An 18,225-nucleotide genomic window follows, 5' to 3' on the forward strand; every position below is an offset into this window, starting at 1 on the left:
AGATTTAGCAATTGGTAACCGCATGACTAATGGTCACGCTGGATTGGGAGCCGCGCTAGCAGCTGTTCCATTCTGAGCAAACGTATCTGGTGCGATCGTTAACGTTACTGGCTTCACGTCATGCGACGGGCGTTGTTCTGGATGCAATTGGAAAAATTCCACACTGTGTAGCAACGACTGTGCTAGCTGCTCCATTTGTTCAGCTTGTTCTTTGGTCACATCAGCCCGCTGCAATGATTCAGCTGAACTATTAGCAATATCGCGTACCGATTGCAGGGTGGTTTGAGCCGCACCCGCGATCGCCTGGCTGGATTGCGTCACTTGCTGACCCATCTGAGCCACACGTTCACTTACAGTGCGAATAGTATTGAAGGCCTGCTGAGATTGTTCAACACCCACGGTGAAATAGCCCACCTGTTGGCTGATTCCCTGCACGTCATAGTTGAGCCCTGACACCACTGTTTGAATTTGATCGGTGCGTTGTTGCAGCAACACCAAACTCTGATTCGTTTGAGCTGCAAGTTGATTCACCTGCACAGCGATCGTCTCAAATTCGCGTGTAATAACCGCCATTTGTTCGGGATCTTGTTGTACCGTTGCCCGGTTGGACAACATTGATGCATTCACCGCCAGAATTCGGGTCATGGCTGCAATGCGTTTCTGATCTTTCACAAACTGCGTTGCCAACTCAACATAATTGGTCAGCGTTTGAGTCCGTTTGACGATTTGCTCTGTCTCTTGCTGCAGCCCCTGAATCCCCTGAGTCATGGCTGTAATTTCATGTTGACCATCGTCAATAGCAGTCTGGGTAAGTTGAACAGCATCACCTGTTGCCATCGCCTGCAGTGCGGCTTCTTGGGCTTGGTCGTTAACTTCTTCCATCAACGATTGCACTTGGGCAACCGATTGAAATTGTTGCTGGGCGTTATCTGCCACTGCTACCGCCAGTTGTTCTAAATATTCCGTTCCGTAGGTCACTCGTTCAGCGGCACCGAGCACCTCTGCCATCACTTGCCCCAACCGCATAATCAGACGGTTCAAGGTATCGCCCACCAAGCCAGTCAGACGTGCACTAACTTCTGCTTCGACCGTCAAATCGCCATCCTCCACCGCAGACACAACGTCCAGCAAGTGCTCAACCTCATGCTGCAGCGCTTGACCTTCTTCATACAGAGTAGCGGTTCGTTCTGCAACGCGCTGTTCCAGGTCTTTGTTGGCGGTTTCCAACTCGGTAAACGACTCTCGCAACTGCTGCGCCATCTGGTTAAACGATTGGGACAGCACGCGTAATTCGCCAAACCCCTCAACTTTAACGGTCTGATCCAGATCGCCACTCGCGATCGCCTGGGAAGCCTGACTTAAGCGCACGACTGGATTGGTCAACCAACGTGATGCCAAAAGACCCAAAAAGGTTGCAACTAAAAGCGCTGCACCAGACAGCAGGATCGTATTGCGCGTATTAACATTGATCTGCGCCGTAAAGTCAGACTCTGATGTCACGACGACAATCCGCCAGTCTAAGCCCCATTGATCTTTCCACGGCGTTACCTGCACAAAATGCCGTTGCCCCTGAAAATCAAAGCTGGTGAGTTGACTGTTCTTAATATTTCCAGGTGTGCCAAACGACGTTTTTAAGTATTGGGCGGTGGCACTAATGAGTGGATCAGCACTCTTTTCGGCTGCTACTCGCTGCGGCTTACTCTCCTTCACTGTGTATGCTAGCTCTTTACCTGAATTTGCCACAATGAGGCCGTTTTGCTCAACAATGAACACTTTGGCAGACGGGCTCACATTCAGCGTGTTGAGAAAAGTACTAATCTGGGTCAGGATTAAGTCAACCCCAATCACACCAACTAAATTTCCACCATTGGCATACACCGGAAAGCTGGATGAAATCGACATGATTTCGGGTTTGTCTTCCCATTGATAAATCTGCGTCCAGAGTGGACGACCGGCTCTTACGGCATCGGCATACCAGGCTTCTTCACGAGGATCGTAGGTTTTGCTTGACTCTAGTTTTGTGCGATCGCCCTTCTGATCGGTTTCATAAACATTAAGCTTGCCCTGAGTCGAGGCCTGCGACACTTCGTTAATCAACAAATTGCCATTGTCTAGACGCTCTACGCCAATAAACTCACCATTTTTATTGGCAAAGTTGCTGTAGCCAATATTGAAGACTTTCATTTGTCTCCAAAAGTATTTTCCCAGCTTGTTGAATTCTTGCAGATTAACCATGCCCAATTCAACGGCATCCAGGTTGATCTGGTTAATTTGATGCGGCACGCTCAAGTAAGCATCAAGGTGGGTTGAGACGCGCTTACCGGCTTCTGTTTGCAACCGCCCAGCTAGTTCGTTAACCGCCCGTTGACCATTCCGAATGGATAGCCAGCCGGTGAGACCAACAGCTGTAACAATGGGTACGACAAACGCAGTCACAATCAGGACGCGAATACTAAGATTATCCCGAAACCCAAACACCGATGCTCTGGACACCTTTGATGGCGGTGTCGATGCATGCATTAACGTTGAAATAGGAGGTGTTGGGGGGATTTTAGAGACAGTCGAGTCCGTTTGAAGGGTCGTCATAGGGTATTTCCGAAATGAGTGCCGTTGAATGGTGAGAGGCCGCGCCCTGGTCAGAAAGCGAGCCAGAGATGCGTTAGGCCTGGAGGACATGATTAGAAGAAATGGGTTCAGTCGGAACGGTCACAGTGTGATCACCGAGCCGGGACTGACCGTTTTTGGCTGGTACACTGCTGTCTTCAAGGGCAATGGGTAGCTGGAAGAATTGCACCGTCTGCAGCAGTTGCGCTGCTAACGAATCCATTTGATCCGATCGCTCACGGGTCACCTGCGTTAAGGCAGCGGTTTGTTCAGCCAGCCCAGTAATATCTCGCATGACATGTGCTGTTGCCTGCGCTGCTTCCACAATTTGTCCGCTGAACTGATTCACCGCTTCACCTGCCTGTACGGCGTCACCCGTGATGGTCTGCACCGTTTGAAAGACTTGATTTGACTGTTCAACACCGGCCGTAAATTGCCTCACCAGTTCACCCATATTTTGCACATCACCGTCGACCGCTGAAACGGCACTGTGAATTTGGGCACTTCGTTGTTCAAGGTTGGTTAAGCCTTCACTCGTTTGTTGAGCCAGTTTATTCACCTGATCGGCAATGGAATCAAATTCACGGGCGACGACGACAAACTGTCTAGGGTCACGTTGTTCTGACGCTCTGGCTGCCACCAAGGAGGCATTGAGTGACAGAGTTTGCGTCACAAACGCAATCTGGCTTTGGTTTTGCACAAATTGATCGGCTAACCCAACAAATTCTCCAAGTGTTTTCATCCGCTGGACAATGCGGTTGGTTCCTTCCTGTAAAACAGTGATGCCTTGAGTCAAGGCGTCGATTGCCTCTTGCCCCAGCACCAAGGTGCTCGATACCGTTTGCAGCGATTCGTTCGAGATCTTGACCCGGTCTGCGGAACCCTGAGCTGCCTGTTCTACTTGCTCTGTCAGCTGCAATACCTGATTCACTGCCTGAGCCTGCTCATCCGCATTGTTGGCAACGGTTACAACCAGTTCTTTTTGCTGGTTAGCTGACTCTGATACCTGGTGCGCTGCGACTAAAACCTGATTCAGCACATAGGCAAAGCGCTCGATCAAGCGATTGAAGGTATCTGCGACCAACCCTGTTGCCCGATCGCTCACTTGCGCCTGGGTCGTTAAATTCCCTTCTTCCACATCCGAAACGACATCCAATAAATGGCTCACTTCCTGCTGCAAAAATTCACTTTCAATCACGATGGAAACCAGGTTGGCAACCCCAGAAACGAACGTTTGTTCGGGGGCTTGCCAGGTGCGGGGACCCTGTACATGCTCACATTGGATGAATCCAGCCATCCGGTTTGCCACATAGATAGGTAAATTCAACAGCGCTCGTGTCTCTGATAGCAGTAGCCCATCAGGTAGTAGCTGGTTGACTGCGGCATTGGCGCGGACGTTATTGACTGCAAGAAAATGCTCAGACTCCAGAAAATCCACATAGTTTTGTGCATCGGCGACGTCAAGTAGATCGCCATCAGAGTGTTGTTGCAGGCCTCGATCGTAGCGATCGAGACACGTCAAGTTGCTTCGATCGGTGTTGTAGAGCCAAATGCTCACGCGCTCCAACTTCAACGTTTTGGTGATTGCTTCGGTAAAGCTAGCCACCGCGACCTTCACATTGCCTTGCACCAGAGCTTCATGCCGAGCCAGATCCGATAGCACATTGTTTTGGGTTTTAAGTTGTTCAGCATTTTGCTGCATGGTTTGTAGCAAATCCTGAATTTGGTCAGCCATCTGGTTGATATTAGAGCCCAAGGCTGCTAATTCATCCTCACCCCGTACAGCAATACGCGCGTCTAAATGACCTTGACCAATTTTTTCCACGACCTGGGCAGACTCCAGAAGTGGGCGAATCGCTCGATTGATCAAGTAAATCGACACGACAAGCACAACAAGTAACGTCAACCCAATTCCAATCAACAGAACCTGCAGCTGTTGTTTTTGTGCCGCAAAAGCAATTTCGGAATCAGTTGCTAACACTACGCTCCATTTGAGATCGGGTAACCCTTCTAAGGTTTTAGGAGGAACATAGGTAACGAACGCCGGCACCTTCGTCATTGGATGGACGGCAAAGATGCTGCCGCCTTTTTGAGTGGCTCTGAAGGCTCCAAGATCTGGAAAAAGGTCTTCGATTCGCTTCTCTTTAAAGGCTTTTTCGCCAACGTCACCCTTTCTCCCACTCGAATTCTCCTGGATGATATACTTCCCCTCTGGGCCGGAGAACACACTTCCAGCATCATTAATGAGGTAGTAGGCACTACCCTTTTGAGGCTTCAACGCTTGGACCAAATCGCTAAATTTAGAGACGGGTATCCGAGCCCGGATCGTGCCGATGATTTCACCCGTATCACGATCCTTGATGGGAGCCGCTGCGTAAACGCTAAAAAGCCCTGAACTGGTTGAGATGCTCGGTTGACTTAAAATGGGGCCTTTCGTTCGCAACGCCTGCTGAATATAGGGGCGGTTGCTATGGTTCCCTAGCGGCTTTCCTTGCGTTTGAGCGATCGGATCGCCCTGGAGGTTAAACGCAGCAATGCTGTCATAAACGGGATACGCTTTGATAAACTGCTCCAATGCTGCAGATTTTTCTGCTGTTGTTGTTGTTAGCCGATCTTTAGCGTCAGCCAAAAGATCAAGATCGGCCATGATCTTAATGTCACCAAGCCGCTCCCACATGTATTGGTTGATATGGCTTTGCACTCCGCTCGCAAGGTTCTGCTTATTTGCATCAACACTTGCTCGGTTGGACTCTTTCACTTGCATGTAGGTGGCTCCCCCCACAACAGTGATAGGGACGGTACTAACTGCAACCGCTAGCAGCGTCGCTTTCAAGCGCAGGCTCAAGCCTTTCCAGGATACAAGCCGCTTCTTTTGAGCCTTGGCATTCACTTTCACATTGACCTCTTGCGTATGTGCATAAACTGATGATTGGATGGTGGACTGTGACATGAAGATCCTTCGCGTGGCGTTGCTCGATCGATCATTGCCTCGGTTGTTCTACTGCTGACTCACCGAGGCTTACCAACGCGGTTGCCAGAGTTGACTCGGTAGATCTGAGAGTTGAAAGAGGCGCTGCTTGGCTATCTGTTCTGCTGTCAGACTGCCCACAACCTGATCAACCACAATGCCAACACTGGCTAGTCCATCAATCGTGGGGCTTAAGCGCACCACCGTGAGTGTTTCTTTCATGGCTCGTAAGCGCCCATCCTGTTTTGATGTTTCTAGTAGCAAAAGATGAGCAGCAAGCAGCGGCACAATACTGCCATTGTGGTGAACAAGACCCAGCAGTACGCGGTCATAAAAGGGCAGATGCAGAATCTGCGATCGCTCTATCAGCAGAATCTCACCGACCCAGTGTGATGGGAACACTAGCTGTTGCTGCCCCACCTGTGTGAGCATGTAGCGATTTTGCAATGATGGCAAAGAGTGTTCAAGCGTTTCAGTGGCGTCAGAAACGCTCACATCGATATCTGTATCCATAGAAATTACATGCTTGTGAAATATTAGATCTTGCGCAAGGCTTGTTCAAGCCGCTCACGTGTAGTCGGTTTGGTCAAATAGGCGTTTGCCCCTGCACGCTTGAGACCATAGTTAATTTCTACCGATGTTGACTTACTGGAATAAAAGATGACGTGCTGATTCACGGTGCGTTGATTGAGGCGGACTTCTCGTAAAAATTTATAGCCATCTTTTTTAGGCATAACGATGTCCAAAAAGAGCGCGCCATATCTGCCGGTCGAGAGCTTATCGACAAGGCCATCTGTCGTGTCATACGCCTCCACTTCATGTCCCATTGTTTCGAGTAGGGAGGTCAAAAAATGGCGATCGACAGCACTATCATCAACGATCAGAAATCGCATACGTTCTCTCTAGTCTCCTAAATAAATGATTGCTCTTGCTAGTAGCTGGTTTCCATTTGAAACTCTGAGCGTCTGCCACTAAACTGAGTGGGCTGCTGTAAAGGTGCCAGTTCTGTCAGTAGCGTACGTAGCTCCAGACGGAAGGTTGGTATCTCACTAGAGGTAAGCGGCTTACTCATAAACTGGCAACCGCTCCACCGCGCTCGCCAATTATTGGAAAGCGATTTCTCAGCTGTTAACATAATCAACGGTATGCTCTCCAATCCGGGTAGACGACGAATTTGTTTAACTAGATCAAAGCCTGTTACCTCCGGCATATTGATATCAAGAAAAATTACAGCAGGATTGGCCTCAGTGAGTGCCTCCAAAGCCAGCATCGGTTCATAAAACGATCGCACGCAGTAGCCCCAGCTTCTCACCAGGCTTTCAAATTGCTTCAGCAATATTGGTGAATCATCAACAACAAAGATTTCAACACCCTTAGTGGTAGGCGATGAGCGCAGTTTGATTAAACCTTCGCTCATGAGCTTGGCAAAAAATTTCGCGATTTCCAATGGATCTTGAGCCAGTAAGACGGCAATTTCGCTCAGGGTTTTGTTATCTGCTACTAATGCCTCTAAGCGCTGTTTTCGTTCCGCATTGAGCTGTGACAGCTTAGCGGCTGCGGCATTCAGAGTCGGCACATGCTCCATGGATGGGATCAGCGTTTTCAGTTTTTGCCAGAGAACCCGCCGTTCCTTTGCCTGAGACACTAACGCGTCCATCTCAAAGCCTACGATCGGCAGCGGAGCGTCGCTAGAAGAAGAGGGTAAAAATTTAGCCTGTCCCGCATACTCGAAGACATAGGTATCAAAATCAGACAGCATCTTCAACCGCAAGGAGGCGCGAACTTCCTCAAGATTGAGTAAATTCAACTCATTTAATTCATGCAATAGATCCAGCAGTGCTGACGCTTGCCTGTCTGGATGAGTCAGCATCAGTTGCTGCTCTAACCTCAAAATTGCATGTTTGGCATCACCGTTGCGCAAACGAGCCGTATAACGCTGCAACGTTTCAAAGAGAACGCTCCAGCAGCAATGTTGGTTTCCCGAAAAGACCACTTGCCCTTTTGATAAACCGAGATACCATTGGTTCGCGACGTTTGTTCCAGCTAAACCAGGAAACTCAAACAGCCAATAGCCCGTCAATGGTTGTTGGGATAGCTGGCTTAGCTTCTGAGGTAACTCCTGTGCCTGAAACTGAAAACTGTAGGGTGCTGATGTTTTCATAAGTAAAGCAATCAATATGAAAGAGCTCAAGCTCACCTGAAAATTACACTCACAAACGCCAAAGCAATGTCTAAGGGAATCCTGCTGCTGGGCAGACAAACAGCCGTTTGCCGTACCAAGATTCGCCCATTGCTGGATCATTCCGGTTCTGAAACGCTTCAAAAGCCTTATGTTTAGAGTGCGCAAACGTTAGAGTCATGCAATTGAGACTCCGACTTCGCTATCGCTTATGGTTTTCTGATACCATCTCAAGACAGCACCTTGAAAGCCACAAAAAATCGCTTTTAAGTTGCACACCAAGCAACTCAAACGCCATACTTCTAAAAAGTTGGTCACTCTAAAGCAAGCAGAGAAGAACGAGCAATCCGATGATGCGTGGGTAGAAGATACGCCGACAATCGATCCAGCCCTTTCAATTGCCCTGCAAGCACAAGTACATGCGGTACTGTCATGCAGGCAAACAAGGAGCTATCTGATTCAGTGTGGTAAGACTCACGTTTTTTTGGTAGAGCGCAGATTCTCAATTTAAGGATGAGAATAGCGCTAGCGTTTGCCACCCAAGTAGAAAAATCATATCGATCATGCCTTTACTACTGACGCAGCTAGTACATGGCATGGTATTGGTGATGCGTGCGTTGAGTGAGAGTGGTAGACGCGTTTCTTAGCTATTCGTAAGACTGGTATGACAACCCGTTTTCAAAGACTACAACGACAGAATAATGATTCGCTATACTGTTGTACTGCCTTTACAAAATCTTTACTAGGGGGAGAGAAATTTATGAAGCACGGTTACTTTCAGAGTCGACGTTGATGTTCCAGAAAGGCCTTCAAGTAACACAGACGACCTGAACCCTTGCATTTTGGCGGGGAATGGGTCGGGTACAAGCAGCTCTCATGCTCCCAAAGTCTGTTATAGCAAGACCCTAGATGAAAGCAAACACTGCGAAAATGCATCCCTGTGCTTAACGTATCGTCTCAGGAGGCGTGAATCCTTCAGCCAAATGACTGAATCAGGATTCCTCTCTCACCGTAGAGGCAAGGCCAAGGCATGAGTAAAAACAAGGCTTGTAAGGGGGTACAGTTCACAACCTGGAAAGCAAGCTTCAAGCAACATGAGACGCAGGCCTCTCGCTTTTAGTCGGTTGGCGGCACCGTTCCTTCACGTAAGTGCTGATTCAACGATTCAGTTTCCAGCGATTCAAGCCAGAAGCGATTCAAGCCAGAACTGAAAGTATACGGATCACGTGAATTATTTCTGCATTATTTATGCAGGATTTACCCGCGATGGTAGTAGATTTACGGGATTTTTACCGATCGCTGGTTAGCATCTTGTGGAGGTGCAACCATTTCTAGCTTTAACCCTACACACATTCACTGCAGTCTCCCATTGTCCGAATGGGCAGTCCCCCCCTGCCCGAGTAGTTCAAGATCCTAAGTTCAATTTACTGAAGGAACCTTCTATGAAATTACTCGGCACTACCCAAACACTTTTTCTGGCTATTTTTCCGATCGTTGCAGCATCTGTAACAGCTTTACCCGGTCAAGCGGCAACCTTTGCACTGTCAGAAGCAAACGCCACGTTTTCTAACTTTAACCTTCTGCCTGATTCAACATCGACCGATGCCGTCACTAGTGCTATTGCCCTTTCCTTTGGGGGCAATGTCGCTAGTGCTGCGGATGCCAACGCCCTTTTTCAGGTAAACCCACCTGAAGCATCGAATCTTTCAGTGAGCCAGGCATCTGGTCAATTCGGTAGTTATTTAGGGCTGGCAGATAGTCAGGCCACAGTTATTGGTCGGTTTCTGGTCAGTGATTTATTTCAGTTTATTTTCCAGACAAACTTAAACCTTATCGTTGCGGCTGATCATCCAACGCTTGAAAATGCGAACGCCTCTGGTGCCTTACTGGTTTCTGTGTTTAACAGCACTGATCCAAACAAGTTGAGCCCACTGGATTTCTTCACAATTGCTGGAAGGTTAGACACATCAAGCCAACTTGACTTCCTTCAAGGAGAATCTAGCAATCACTTTACCTTTACACCAACACCGGTACTGAACACCTTGTTTGGGGAGACCACAAAATCCGCTCAAGCTTCAGCTGCAGGCTCCTATCAACGAGTCTTTGAGACGCCGACCTACATTACCCTGGTAGAAAGTAAGGTCAATCATGCCGAAGTTCAAGCAGTGCCTGAACCATCAGGTTTTCTAGGGTTATGTTTGGGTGGTGCGGTACTCGTCTATCGGTCACGCCGTCAAGCGGCCAAAAGGGATGGTATTAAAAATTGAAGCGATCGCCCATCCATCGTGTGCTTGTAGCACCAAATAAATTAACCCTGAGACCCTAAGCGACTGAGGTTAATGTCAAGTTAGTTCGGTAGTTGCTCCAGCCGATGAGGCACTGCTGGAGCAACTACTGACGCTTCGCACCGTTCCTGCAGCAGAGAGCGTCACCACGATCGATTGTTGCGAGACTGCTTGGGCATTGTCGGAGGTGATGACTTCACTTCTGGCCTCTGCGATCGAGCGGCCATCGGCAGACACGATTCGTTGAAACAAAACCTTGTGCTGATTCATAATCCAGTAGCCTCATCTTCAATAATCGAGGGGGGTTGATTGTGCAGAAAATGATTGAATTCGGCGTCCAGCCACTCCTTGAATAATTTCTGGAGAATCTCCTGATGAAGCTCAGGGGTCAACTCGGCAGAGAGAAATTCTTCAACCATCAACAGATGGTATCCCTGTTCTGTTTGAACCGGAGCAATGACTTTTTTAGGGTCAGCCCCAAAGACCAGTGCAGAGATATCTGGCTTCAGACTCCAGCGATACAGTTCGCCCTCATAGCCACAGCCGTAGCGGCGTTTGGGGTCAACGTCATAGAGATGGGCGGCTTCGTAAAAACTAATCTCTTCTTCTTCAATTTCGTAAAAAATTTCTTGAGCAAGCTGCGCATAGGGAACAATGATTTGATAGACGAGTGCCCGCTCAAAATCCAGACGATTTTGAGCGAAGAAGCTTTCAACATTCTGGTTAAAGAGACATTCAGTCAGCTTTTGCAAGAGTAGCCGATCGCGAATGCCCGCTTCCCAGTCTTCCATTGTAACCAGTTGTTCCTCCAGCCATGCCAGAGTATCTGAAGCTTTTTGGAGGTGATATTCATGCCGCAAGCGATCGGCTTCCACTTGAATATCCTCAGGGGTAATGGTGATATTTCGGGCTTGAGCCGCCTCATCAACAATGTGCTGTCGAAGGATTTTGTGGCAGACATCCTTCAACAGTATTTCTTTTTTCAAAGAAAGTACTATCTCATCAATTTCAATGACAATCCCTGATACATCAATCATCGGAAAAACGTACACCACGTCAATCGTTTTCAGTTGAACTAACTAACGATTGGACATTGTATAAAATGTCCGTCACTAGTAAAAGTAGATACAGAATGAAATTTTAACTCAAAAAGAATCTGAATATTGCTTCCAACGCGTCAACAAACAAATATTAACTTTTGGCGACCTGGTGCTTGAAAAGCGTCACACGAACGTTCAGAGTTTAAGCTCTTAATCAAGATGGTGCTTTGGGGCACTCATTTGCTAGGAACTAGGAAGGCCGCAAGCTTGAAAAGATCCGTCTAGTGATGCTTATAGCGCTATAGGTGAAGACATCAACTTGTGCACTGCTGACATAGTACAGCACTACAGACTAAGCATCAGAGAGTGTGATGGAATGTCCCAGTAGTCATTTGATGCAAACAATGACGTAAGTACAAGAGTCTAGAGCACAACCAAACGTACTGTTGGATGCAGCTTCCTCATCATGATCTACTCTTGAAAGATGTTTCTGCCATCTTGGCAAGTTTTCGATCTTAGGATGAGTTACTAGTGGTAATGAAGCTGCAGCATAAATTTCTTTAGTGCTTTTAGTAAATGGGTATGGCTATCTTCTCTGGAGAAAAAAGGTAAGCCCTGATTAATTGTCGCCGTCACAAGCCTTGGCAGGGATACATCGTTTTCTACCGAAAAGGTGACATTTACTTCAGAGAATATCTCAGATCAGGGCGTTACAAACTGAACGAAACACCCCCTTCTTGTGCTTTAAATTTTTCAAGCTTCTGACACTCAACCCAAATAACTGCGCACATTGCATTCTCGACATGCGCTTTGATATTAGGAGTTAATCGAATGGATCTATTACAATTGCCTACCACTTCTGGAACGGGTTTCCCCACGGCTGATTCACTACTTCCTTCTCTTTATAACGCTAGTGTGACGGTTCTATCTCCTCTTCAAGCTGCAGGAGCATCGCTTACGACCGCCAGCAGTCAAGCTGTTGCGGTGATTGATGCTGGAGGGCAAGGTTCTGTCTATAGCAGTAACGCTGCCAGTATCGTGACAACGGCACAACCCTCGACGATCGCTAACCACTCGATCGCCTTCATCAGCGCTGATGTTTTAGATTCTGATATTTTGTTAAAGGGGCTGCAGCCTGGTGTAGAAATTCATGTTCTTCAGTCATCAGAGCTAAGCCAGGCGATTCAGCAAATTACGGCAACGCTAACAGGGCGAAGTGGCCTTACCAGTCTACAGATCTTCTCCCATGGCAGTGACGGTAATCTTCAGCTTGGTAACGGTAATCTAAATGCAAGCAATTTAGCGACGTATAGCAGCGAGATTCACTCTTGGGCTAGCGCTCTAGTTCCAGGTTCAGACATTTTGTTGTACGGCTGTGACGTGGCTGCCAGTAATAGTGGCAAAGCGTTTGTGCAACAAATCAGTCAGCTAACCGGGGCTGATGTAGCGGCTTCTATTGATCTCACGGGGAACACAGTGTTAGGCGGTAACTGGACGCTGGAATTCCATACGGGAGCGATAGAAACCCCTGATCTCCTCCAACCCTGGGCACAGGCGGCATACAGTCACATCCTAGCGACATTTACTGTAACAAATACAAGCGATAGTGGCACTGGTTCCTTGCGGCAAGCGATTCAAGATGCGAATGCGGCGGCTGGTGATGACATCATCGTATTTAGTGGCGGTTCGTTTGGCGATCAAACACCAGATACTATTACTCTAACCAGCGGGCAACTACAAATCGGCGGCAATCTTACCATTGCTGGAACCGGCGCTGGTTTATTAAGTATTAGTGGCAACAATGCCAGCCGAGTGTTTCAAATTGATCCAACGATCAACGCAACCATTGCAGACGTGACGATTACAAATGGTCGAGCGAATGATGGTGCAGGAGTTTTCAATAACGGTGGCTCTGTTGCACTACTCCGAACAACGTTCAATAATAATGTTGCCACAAATGTAGGCGGCGGTATTCTCAATGCTGGCGGCTTATTGGTCAATGGCGGCACTTTCAACAGTAATCGGGCTGCAGCAGGGGCAGGGCTCTACAATGCGGGTGGTTTGGAGGTGCGAAACAGCAACTTCAATACCAACCAGGCCAGCCTGAATGGCGGCGGCATCTACAATAACTCAGGCGCATCCCTCACCGTAGACAATGATTACCTCTCAAGAAATACTGCAGGAAACGATGGTGGTGGTATCTATAACAGAAGTGGTAGTACGTTAAGCCTGCTAACTAGTGTGATTGTGGATGGTACGGCGGGTCGCTTAGGCGGTGGTATTGCTAATTTTGGCACCATTACATCCATAGACAATTCTCTGATTCGAGGTAATCGTTCCACAGGCGGGAGTGGTGCGGCGGGTGGTGTTTTTAATGGCGGCACTGCCAACATCACAAACACCAGCATCCTCGGCAACACGGCTGCAGGGCCGGGTGGTGGTCTTTACAATAATGCTGGAGCGACCCTGACCCTGAGAGCGAACAGTCTTGTCTCTGGCAACCGGGGAGCTAGAGGTGGCGGTATCTATAATGAAGGTTCTGCTACGGTTGGGGAAAGCAGCATTATTTCAAACCGCACGAATGCCCTCAACGGTGTTGGTCCTGATGTTTCTGGAGCCTTCATCAGCGAAGGCTTTAACACCATCTATAGCGCCTCCGGGAGTACTGGCTTTAGTCCCACACTCGGAGACACCATTATCTTTGGTTGAATAGCACTAAAATAACAATTCAAATTATCCCCAGTTCCCAAGAAAGTAAGACTAAAAGCCCCGATTTCTCTAGAGAAGTCGGGGCTTTTAGTTTAAGTAGTTTAAGCAAAGAAGGGACAAAATTACCAAGTTCGATAGGTGGAGTACGTAACAGATGAGTTGATGGTAGTTGAGTTGCCATTAAAGCTGGTGTTATTTGAAGAGCCATAGAAGCCTACACCTGCGTAAGCGTAAGGGCTAATGCCAAGGGCTCTGCCAGATGCAGTGGCATTAGACGTGGTGTAGTAAGGGTATAGGGAGGTTGTTGCCAACGTATTGGTCGTGCCAAACGTTTGCTGCCCAGAGGCCGAAGCAAGGACACCAGCAGCGGCATAACCAGTCCCGGCAGTGGTATAACCGGTCACGAAGGCGCTGGCAGCAGCCCCTGTGATGAAGCATTCTTCTGGTAATGCTTCACCATATTCTGAGGACTCAGTCGTCGCTTCTAAATAATCTAGATCAGTGATTAGCATTGTCGCTCCTTAATCAAATCCGTACTAACACAAAATCAACATATTGCTATCTCCGAGCATAGGGAGATTAATCGATTAGGAGTTGCCATTATGGCAACCTTTATTCAAGGTTTAACGAAAACACTCGAGCTAATAGCTAAAATTTTTTACTATAAAACCTGCCTAATTCGAAAAGAGTTAGGCAGGTTCAAGATTCCTAAACATTATTTGATTTAGATTCTAAACAGTAAGCTTAGATTCTAAACCGAATAACTAACCTTAGTGGAAGACAGAGTTAATGACAGCAACAGATGTGCTAGCCGAGAAAGAGCCACCACCAAAGTCAGCTACAGCAAGGGTGTCAGCTTTGGTGAAGGAGTAGGTGGGGTAGTAGGTGTAGTTGTTGGCAACACCCTTAGCACCAGCAGCAGCGCTGTTGCTATAGGTCTTGGGGCTATTGACGCTGGTGTAGAAGCTGTTGTTGGTGTTGAAGTTAATCGAAACCGTGTCAGTTTCGTTGAACCCACCTTCAATGCTAGCATCAACAATTTCAAGATAATTCAGGTCAGAAATAATCATTGTTTTTCTCCGTGTCAATTATTGCTTTGCTCAACTCTCAATTTGAGTTGTTATTAATAAGATAGAATATCTAATTTTTATAGGTTGCCATTTTGGCAGAATTTGAAAGTTAAATTGCCGATGATAATCGATTGAAATTAATACGAAGTTAACTACTTTTCGTTTGTTTAATGCTGACTCTTCAGACGCAGGTTGGGTTAAGGGGTGAAACCCGATATTTGCATGGGTTTCGCTATCGCTAGCTCATCCTACGAATAACGGTGCCTCCCTACTTAATACTGATTTTTTGGCAAAGATAAAGGGTGAGAACAGCAGACTATTAATCAGACTTAAAGTCTGATTAATAGTCTCATTTCAACCAATCTTTAGACAGATTAAACCGTCTAGATTAACTAAATAAGCTAGACGGTTCTCGCTCATAATCGATGACGCTCTTATGAGGAGGGCACAGTTATTTATAAGATGATTAAAAATGACGTTCAGCTACTCAAGACTGACGATGATGAACTGAGAAAGACAGAAACCTGATCACCGCCCTGTATGCCCTGGCCTGCAAACGAAGTGAATGAGGTTTTAATTCTACCATCAGGACTTTGGGCACTATTTGAAGTAATTGTCCCCGGAAGATTCTGAACTGAGACAGTAAACGGTAGTGCAACTGGGAATGAAGCACGATAAATTTCCTGCTCGTAATTTCTAATCGACAAGATGCGATTAGCCAGGTCGATCGAAAAAACGCCAAAGGAACTCTCTCGACCTTTTAAGGTGTGTAGTTTATCGAGGGTTTCTAGATGTTCTAAGTTACGAAGTAACATCGCAAGCTCTCCACATTACTAACTAACAACGGTAGCAGAAGCAGCTATTACAGCCTGCCAAAACGGCAGTTTTATAGTTCCTTTTTGGCTTGTGTTCAAGCGCTAGAGGCGATCGCTATGCAATATTCTGTAGCAACTAAGGCAACCGTCCTTCGGAGCATGAGCATGAGCATGGGGAAGGCTAGATTTACCATTCACGTGGCAATACATTGATCTGCTCTTGATAACCCTTCAAAGAAACTTTGAAGGGCAAGTGCCCACCCAGCTTATAATCTAACCATTGTGTCAAGCCACCTAGTCCCCCCGCTCGCATTTGTCCGGCTTGGCTACCAATAGCTTCGACATAATTCAAATCGTTAATCTTGCTTGCGCTTTGTTGAGGCAATAAGCGATTTGCATGGATGACTGGGCTATTGGCATCTGTGCTCATACCGACTTGTTTAGAGCGATGCCTGGTCTGGCAGTTATCTTTAGTCAACCGATTGTAGGTGCGGTAGGGAATGTAATGGAGGGGGTTATAGCCAGCAAACCGTAGGATGAGCACACATGCCCAGGAATACTTTCCTTCCAGTATGGCTTCTACGATTTGATTAAATTGTTCGGGTGTCATGACCCTGTCTAGCTTTGGGTTTGAGAAAGGGATTTGCTGATTCATCTCTATATGCTTTTTAGAATGAAAGGACTGTACTTTACAGCTGTTGTCAAATGGTTCAGCCACTGTGCGTTCGCGGAGCGAGTGCTTGCACTTACATCTTGTTCGCGGGTGTGAGCGTCTCGTTCACAGTAGGTTAATATGACTTATTCAAACGAAAATCGCTGTAAGTGATTTGATGGCTTCTACAAGTTGATGCCGCCTTTTTGTAGCTTGCGGATAGGGTCCAGAAGGATGTCGATGATATGCCGATCGCGAATGACGATTTCGGCGGTCGCGGTTTGCCCAGGCTTGAACTTAATCATTTGCTGTGGGGTGCTGACGTAGTCCCGATCCAGAGCGACTTCAATACGGTATACCTCCCCTAGATTCTTGTCGGACTTTGAATCGGGGGAGGTTGAAACCACCCGACCAGAAATAATGCCGTAGTCTTGGTAGGGATAGGCATCAACTTTCACTTGCACAGACATGCCTGGTTTCACAAAACCAGCTTCCTGGTTCGGTAGGCTTGCTTGCAGAACCAGAGGAGCATGCTGCGGCCCAATCTCTGCAATGGTTTGACCGATCTGCACGACTTCGCCAGTACGTTTGATATTCAGGGATGAGACAATGCCATCGACTGGAGCATAGAAGGAATATTGCTTGAGCCTAGATTGGGCACTACTTAAAGATGTCTGAGTATCAGCAATTTTGGTGTTCAGATCGGTGATTTGAGCTTCTAGCTCGTGGCCTTGCTGTTGGCTTGCGAGTTGATCCTTACGCCCTTCAGCGTGTTTTTGCGTGAGTCCTGCTTGAAGTCGTTCTGCTTCAGCAAGGTTCTGCTGGAGATCGCCACGGCTTTTGATGGTGGTGCTTTGGCGATCGCGCAGGCTTTGCTCCACTTCAAACAATTGCTCCCTAGAGATTGCTCCTGCTGTCACCATGGGACCGAAACGCTGTAGGCGTTCTTGATACTCAACAATATCCTGTTGATATTGCGTGACTAGCTCGGAAGCAGTCTTCGCGTTTGCGTTTGCTTGGGCGATCGAGACCTCCTGCGCCTGAATGTTGGCGGCGGCAATAGCAGCACGAGTCTTTGCTTCCAGGCGAATTTTTTCAAGCAGAGTCTGCTTTTGGGATACTTCTACTCGATATCCTGCCAGTACTTGCTCTAGACGTTCTACATCATTGGCAGCAATTTGACCGTCCAGAGCAACCAATAGCTGTCCAGCTTTGACGTTCTGCCCTTCATTGACAGCTAGCTGCGTGACTTTGCCTTCTATAAGGGGGTTAATTTTATAGGCTTCGCCCTGGGGTACCAATTTCCCGCGCGCGTGCCCCACTTCGTTCATTTGCCCCAACCAGGCCCAAGCGCCAAAGGCCAGACAGAACACCACTCCCCCTAGAATGAAGCGCTGAGGAAGAGATGAAGGCGGCTGATCCAACACCGTTTGGAGAGTGGAAGACCAGTTTACGGGAGGAGTCGTCGCTACAGTTGAATGAACGGCTGAAGGAACCGCAGGAGGATGTTGTGTTTCAACACTAGTGTTTTCTGATACTGAATTGGGGGCATTGGCTGTGCCACCATAAATCCGAGCTCCAATTGATGAATCAAGTGTTTCAAGGAATGGTTTATCTGGAGAGAGCCTGTTCTGGTTAACAACTGGCTGTAAATCATTAAGGGAGAATGGTAAGGAATGGCTCTGCTGATTTACTGAATTTAAGTGACCTTTGGGAGTAGAACGAATTGAAACGCTCAATGGGAGCAAATGGCTGGTAGGGCGAAAAGGCAAAACCATAGAAGTCCTCCAGAATCAAAGGGGCGATGTCTGAGATGCGACTTTGGGAACTAGCGTCGAACGCTAAGAGTAGTTTTGGAATGAGCGCAACGGCTTGAATGTGATGTCTTGCAGTATTGGCAATC

The 18,225-nt window shown here is 47.5% G+C and carries 13 protein-coding genes; 2 read left to right on the forward strand and 11 right to left on the reverse strand.

Annotated elements, in window-relative coordinates; translation table 11 throughout:
* Positions 1 to 33: 33 nt before the first annotated feature.
* The 5 genes from C7B82_RS29850 to C7B82_RS29870 all read right to left on the reverse strand — a co-directional run bounded on the left by C7B82_RS29850 (position 34) and on the right by C7B82_RS29870 (position 7,733).
* The gene (locus C7B82_RS29850) at positions 34 to 2,586 is read right to left on the reverse strand and encodes a methyl-accepting chemotaxis protein (RefSeq protein ID WP_181357773.1); all 2,553 of its coding nucleotides are present in this window, start codon (positions 2,584 to 2,586) and stop codon (positions 34 to 36) included.
* Positions 2,587 to 2,659: 73 nt separating this feature from the next.
* Positions 2,660 to 5,554: a methyl-accepting chemotaxis protein gene (locus C7B82_RS29855; RefSeq protein ID WP_106260857.1), complete on the reverse strand. Its 2,895-nt coding sequence runs from the start codon at positions 5,552 to 5,554 to the stop codon at positions 2,660 to 2,662.
* A gap of 69 nt (positions 5,555 to 5,623) precedes the next feature.
* The gene (locus tag C7B82_RS29860) at positions 5,624 to 6,085 is read right to left on the reverse strand and encodes a chemotaxis protein CheW (protein ID WP_106260858.1); all 462 of its coding nucleotides are present in this window, start codon (positions 6,083 to 6,085) and stop codon (positions 5,624 to 5,626) included.
* Positions 6,086 to 6,108: 23 nt separating this feature from the next.
* The gene (locus C7B82_RS29865; protein WP_106260860.1) at positions 6,109 to 6,465 is read right to left on the reverse strand and encodes a response regulator; all 357 of its coding nucleotides are present in this window, start codon (positions 6,463 to 6,465) and stop codon (positions 6,109 to 6,111) included.
* 38 nt (positions 6,466 to 6,503) lie between these two features.
* Positions 6,504 to 7,733, reverse strand: coding sequence for a response regulator (locus C7B82_RS29870; protein WP_181357775.1), 1,230 nt, complete (start codon positions 7,731 to 7,733; stop codon positions 6,504 to 6,506).
* Between the two features lie 1,460 nt (positions 7,734 to 9,193).
* Here C7B82_RS29870 and C7B82_RS29875 point away from each other — a divergent pair.
* Positions 9,194 to 10,018, forward strand: a complete 825-nt coding sequence (locus C7B82_RS29875; RefSeq protein WP_106260863.1) for a PEP-CTERM sorting domain-containing protein — start codon at positions 9,194 to 9,196, stop codon at positions 10,016 to 10,018.
* 75 nt (positions 10,019 to 10,093) lie between these two features.
* Here the strand turns inward: C7B82_RS29875 and C7B82_RS29880 are convergent, their stop codons facing one another.
* Positions 10,094 to 10,306, reverse strand: coding sequence for a hypothetical protein (locus tag C7B82_RS29880; RefSeq protein ID WP_106260864.1), 213 nt, complete (start codon positions 10,304 to 10,306; stop codon positions 10,094 to 10,096).
* On the reverse strand, positions 10,303 to 11,073 hold the full coding sequence (locus C7B82_RS29885; protein WP_106260866.1) for a peptidylprolyl isomerase: 771 nt from the start codon (positions 11,071 to 11,073) through the stop codon (positions 10,303 to 10,305). The genes C7B82_RS29880 and C7B82_RS29885 overlap by 4 nt, the downstream gene beginning before the upstream one ends.
* Positions 11,074 to 11,907: 834 nt before the next feature.
* Here C7B82_RS29885 and C7B82_RS29890 point away from each other — a divergent pair.
* Positions 11,908 to 13,785, forward strand: coding sequence for a DUF4347 domain-containing protein (locus C7B82_RS29890; protein ID WP_106260868.1), 1,878 nt, complete (start codon positions 11,908 to 11,910; stop codon positions 13,783 to 13,785).
* 122 nt (positions 13,786 to 13,907) lie between these two features.
* Here C7B82_RS29890 and C7B82_RS29895 read toward each other — a convergent pair whose 3' ends face one another.
* From C7B82_RS29895 to C7B82_RS29915, 4 genes are all read right to left on the reverse strand, one after another.
* Positions 13,908 to 14,297, reverse strand: coding sequence for a hypothetical protein (locus C7B82_RS29895; protein WP_106260870.1), 390 nt, complete (start codon positions 14,295 to 14,297; stop codon positions 13,908 to 13,910).
* Between the two features lie 258 nt (positions 14,298 to 14,555).
* Entirely contained in the window at positions 14,556 to 14,855 is a 300-nt protein-coding gene (locus C7B82_RS29900) for a hypothetical protein (RefSeq protein ID WP_106260871.1), read from the reverse strand.
* A gap of 1,002 nt (positions 14,856 to 15,857) precedes the next feature.
* Positions 15,858 to 16,325: a HetP family heterocyst commitment protein gene (locus C7B82_RS29910; protein ID WP_181357776.1), complete on the reverse strand. Its 468-nt coding sequence runs from the start codon at positions 16,323 to 16,325 to the stop codon at positions 15,858 to 15,860.
* Between the two features lie 182 nt (positions 16,326 to 16,507).
* Entirely contained in the window at positions 16,508 to 18,100 is a 1,593-nt protein-coding gene (locus C7B82_RS29915; protein WP_106260874.1) for a beta-barrel domain-containing protein, read from the reverse strand.
* Positions 18,101 to 18,225 lie beyond the last annotated feature (125 nt).

The organism is Stenomitos frigidus ULC18 (assembly GCF_003003795.1).
Taxonomy (GTDB): domain Bacteria; phylum Cyanobacteriota; class Cyanobacteriia; order Leptolyngbyales; family Leptolyngbyaceae; genus Stenomitos; species Stenomitos frigidus_A.

What these genes read in the sequence shown, in the direction of transcription:
- C7B82_RS29850 (WP_181357773.1), bottom strand. Translation starts at nt 2,586, where the DNA reads ATGACGACCCTTCAAACGGACTCGACTGTCTCTAAAATCCCCCCAACA.
- C7B82_RS29855 (WP_106260857.1), bottom strand. Translation starts at nt 5,554, where the DNA reads ATGTCACAGTCCACCATCCAATCATCAGTTTATGCACATACGCAAGAG.
- C7B82_RS29860 (WP_106260858.1), bottom strand. Translation starts at nt 6,085, where the DNA reads ATGGATACAGATATCGATGTGAGCGTTTCTGACGCCACTGAAACGCTT.
- C7B82_RS29865 (WP_106260860.1), bottom strand. Translation starts at nt 6,465, where the DNA reads ATGCGATTTCTGATCGTTGATGATAGTGCTGTCGATCGCCATTTTTTG.
- C7B82_RS29870 (WP_181357775.1), bottom strand. Translation starts at nt 7,733, where the DNA reads ATGAAAACATCAGCACCCTACAGTTTTCAGTTTCAGGCACAGGAGTTA.
- C7B82_RS29875 (WP_106260863.1), top strand. Translation starts at nt 9,194, where the DNA reads ATGAAATTACTCGGCACTACCCAAACACTTTTTCTGGCTATTTTTCCG.
- C7B82_RS29880 (WP_106260864.1), bottom strand. Translation starts at nt 10,306, where the DNA reads ATGAATCAGCACAAGGTTTTGTTTCAACGAATCGTGTCTGCCGATGGC.
- C7B82_RS29885 (WP_106260866.1), bottom strand. Translation starts at nt 11,073, where the DNA reads ATGATTGATGTATCAGGGATTGTCATTGAAATTGATGAGATAGTACTT.
- C7B82_RS29890 (WP_106260868.1), top strand. Translation starts at nt 11,908, where the DNA reads ATGGATCTATTACAATTGCCTACCACTTCTGGAACGGGTTTCCCCACG.
- C7B82_RS29895 (WP_106260870.1), bottom strand. Translation starts at nt 14,297, where the DNA reads ATGCTAATCACTGATCTAGATTATTTAGAAGCGACGACTGAGTCCTCA.
- C7B82_RS29900 (WP_106260871.1), bottom strand. Translation starts at nt 14,855, where the DNA reads ATGATTATTTCTGACCTGAATTATCTTGAAATTGTTGATGCTAGCATT.
- C7B82_RS29910 (WP_181357776.1), bottom strand. Translation starts at nt 16,325, where the DNA reads ATGAATCAGCAAATCCCTTTCTCAAACCCAAAGCTAGACAGGGTCATG.
- C7B82_RS29915 (WP_106260874.1), bottom strand. Translation starts at nt 18,100, where the DNA reads ATGGTTTTGCCTTTTCGCCCTACCAGCCATTTGCTCCCATTGAGCGTT.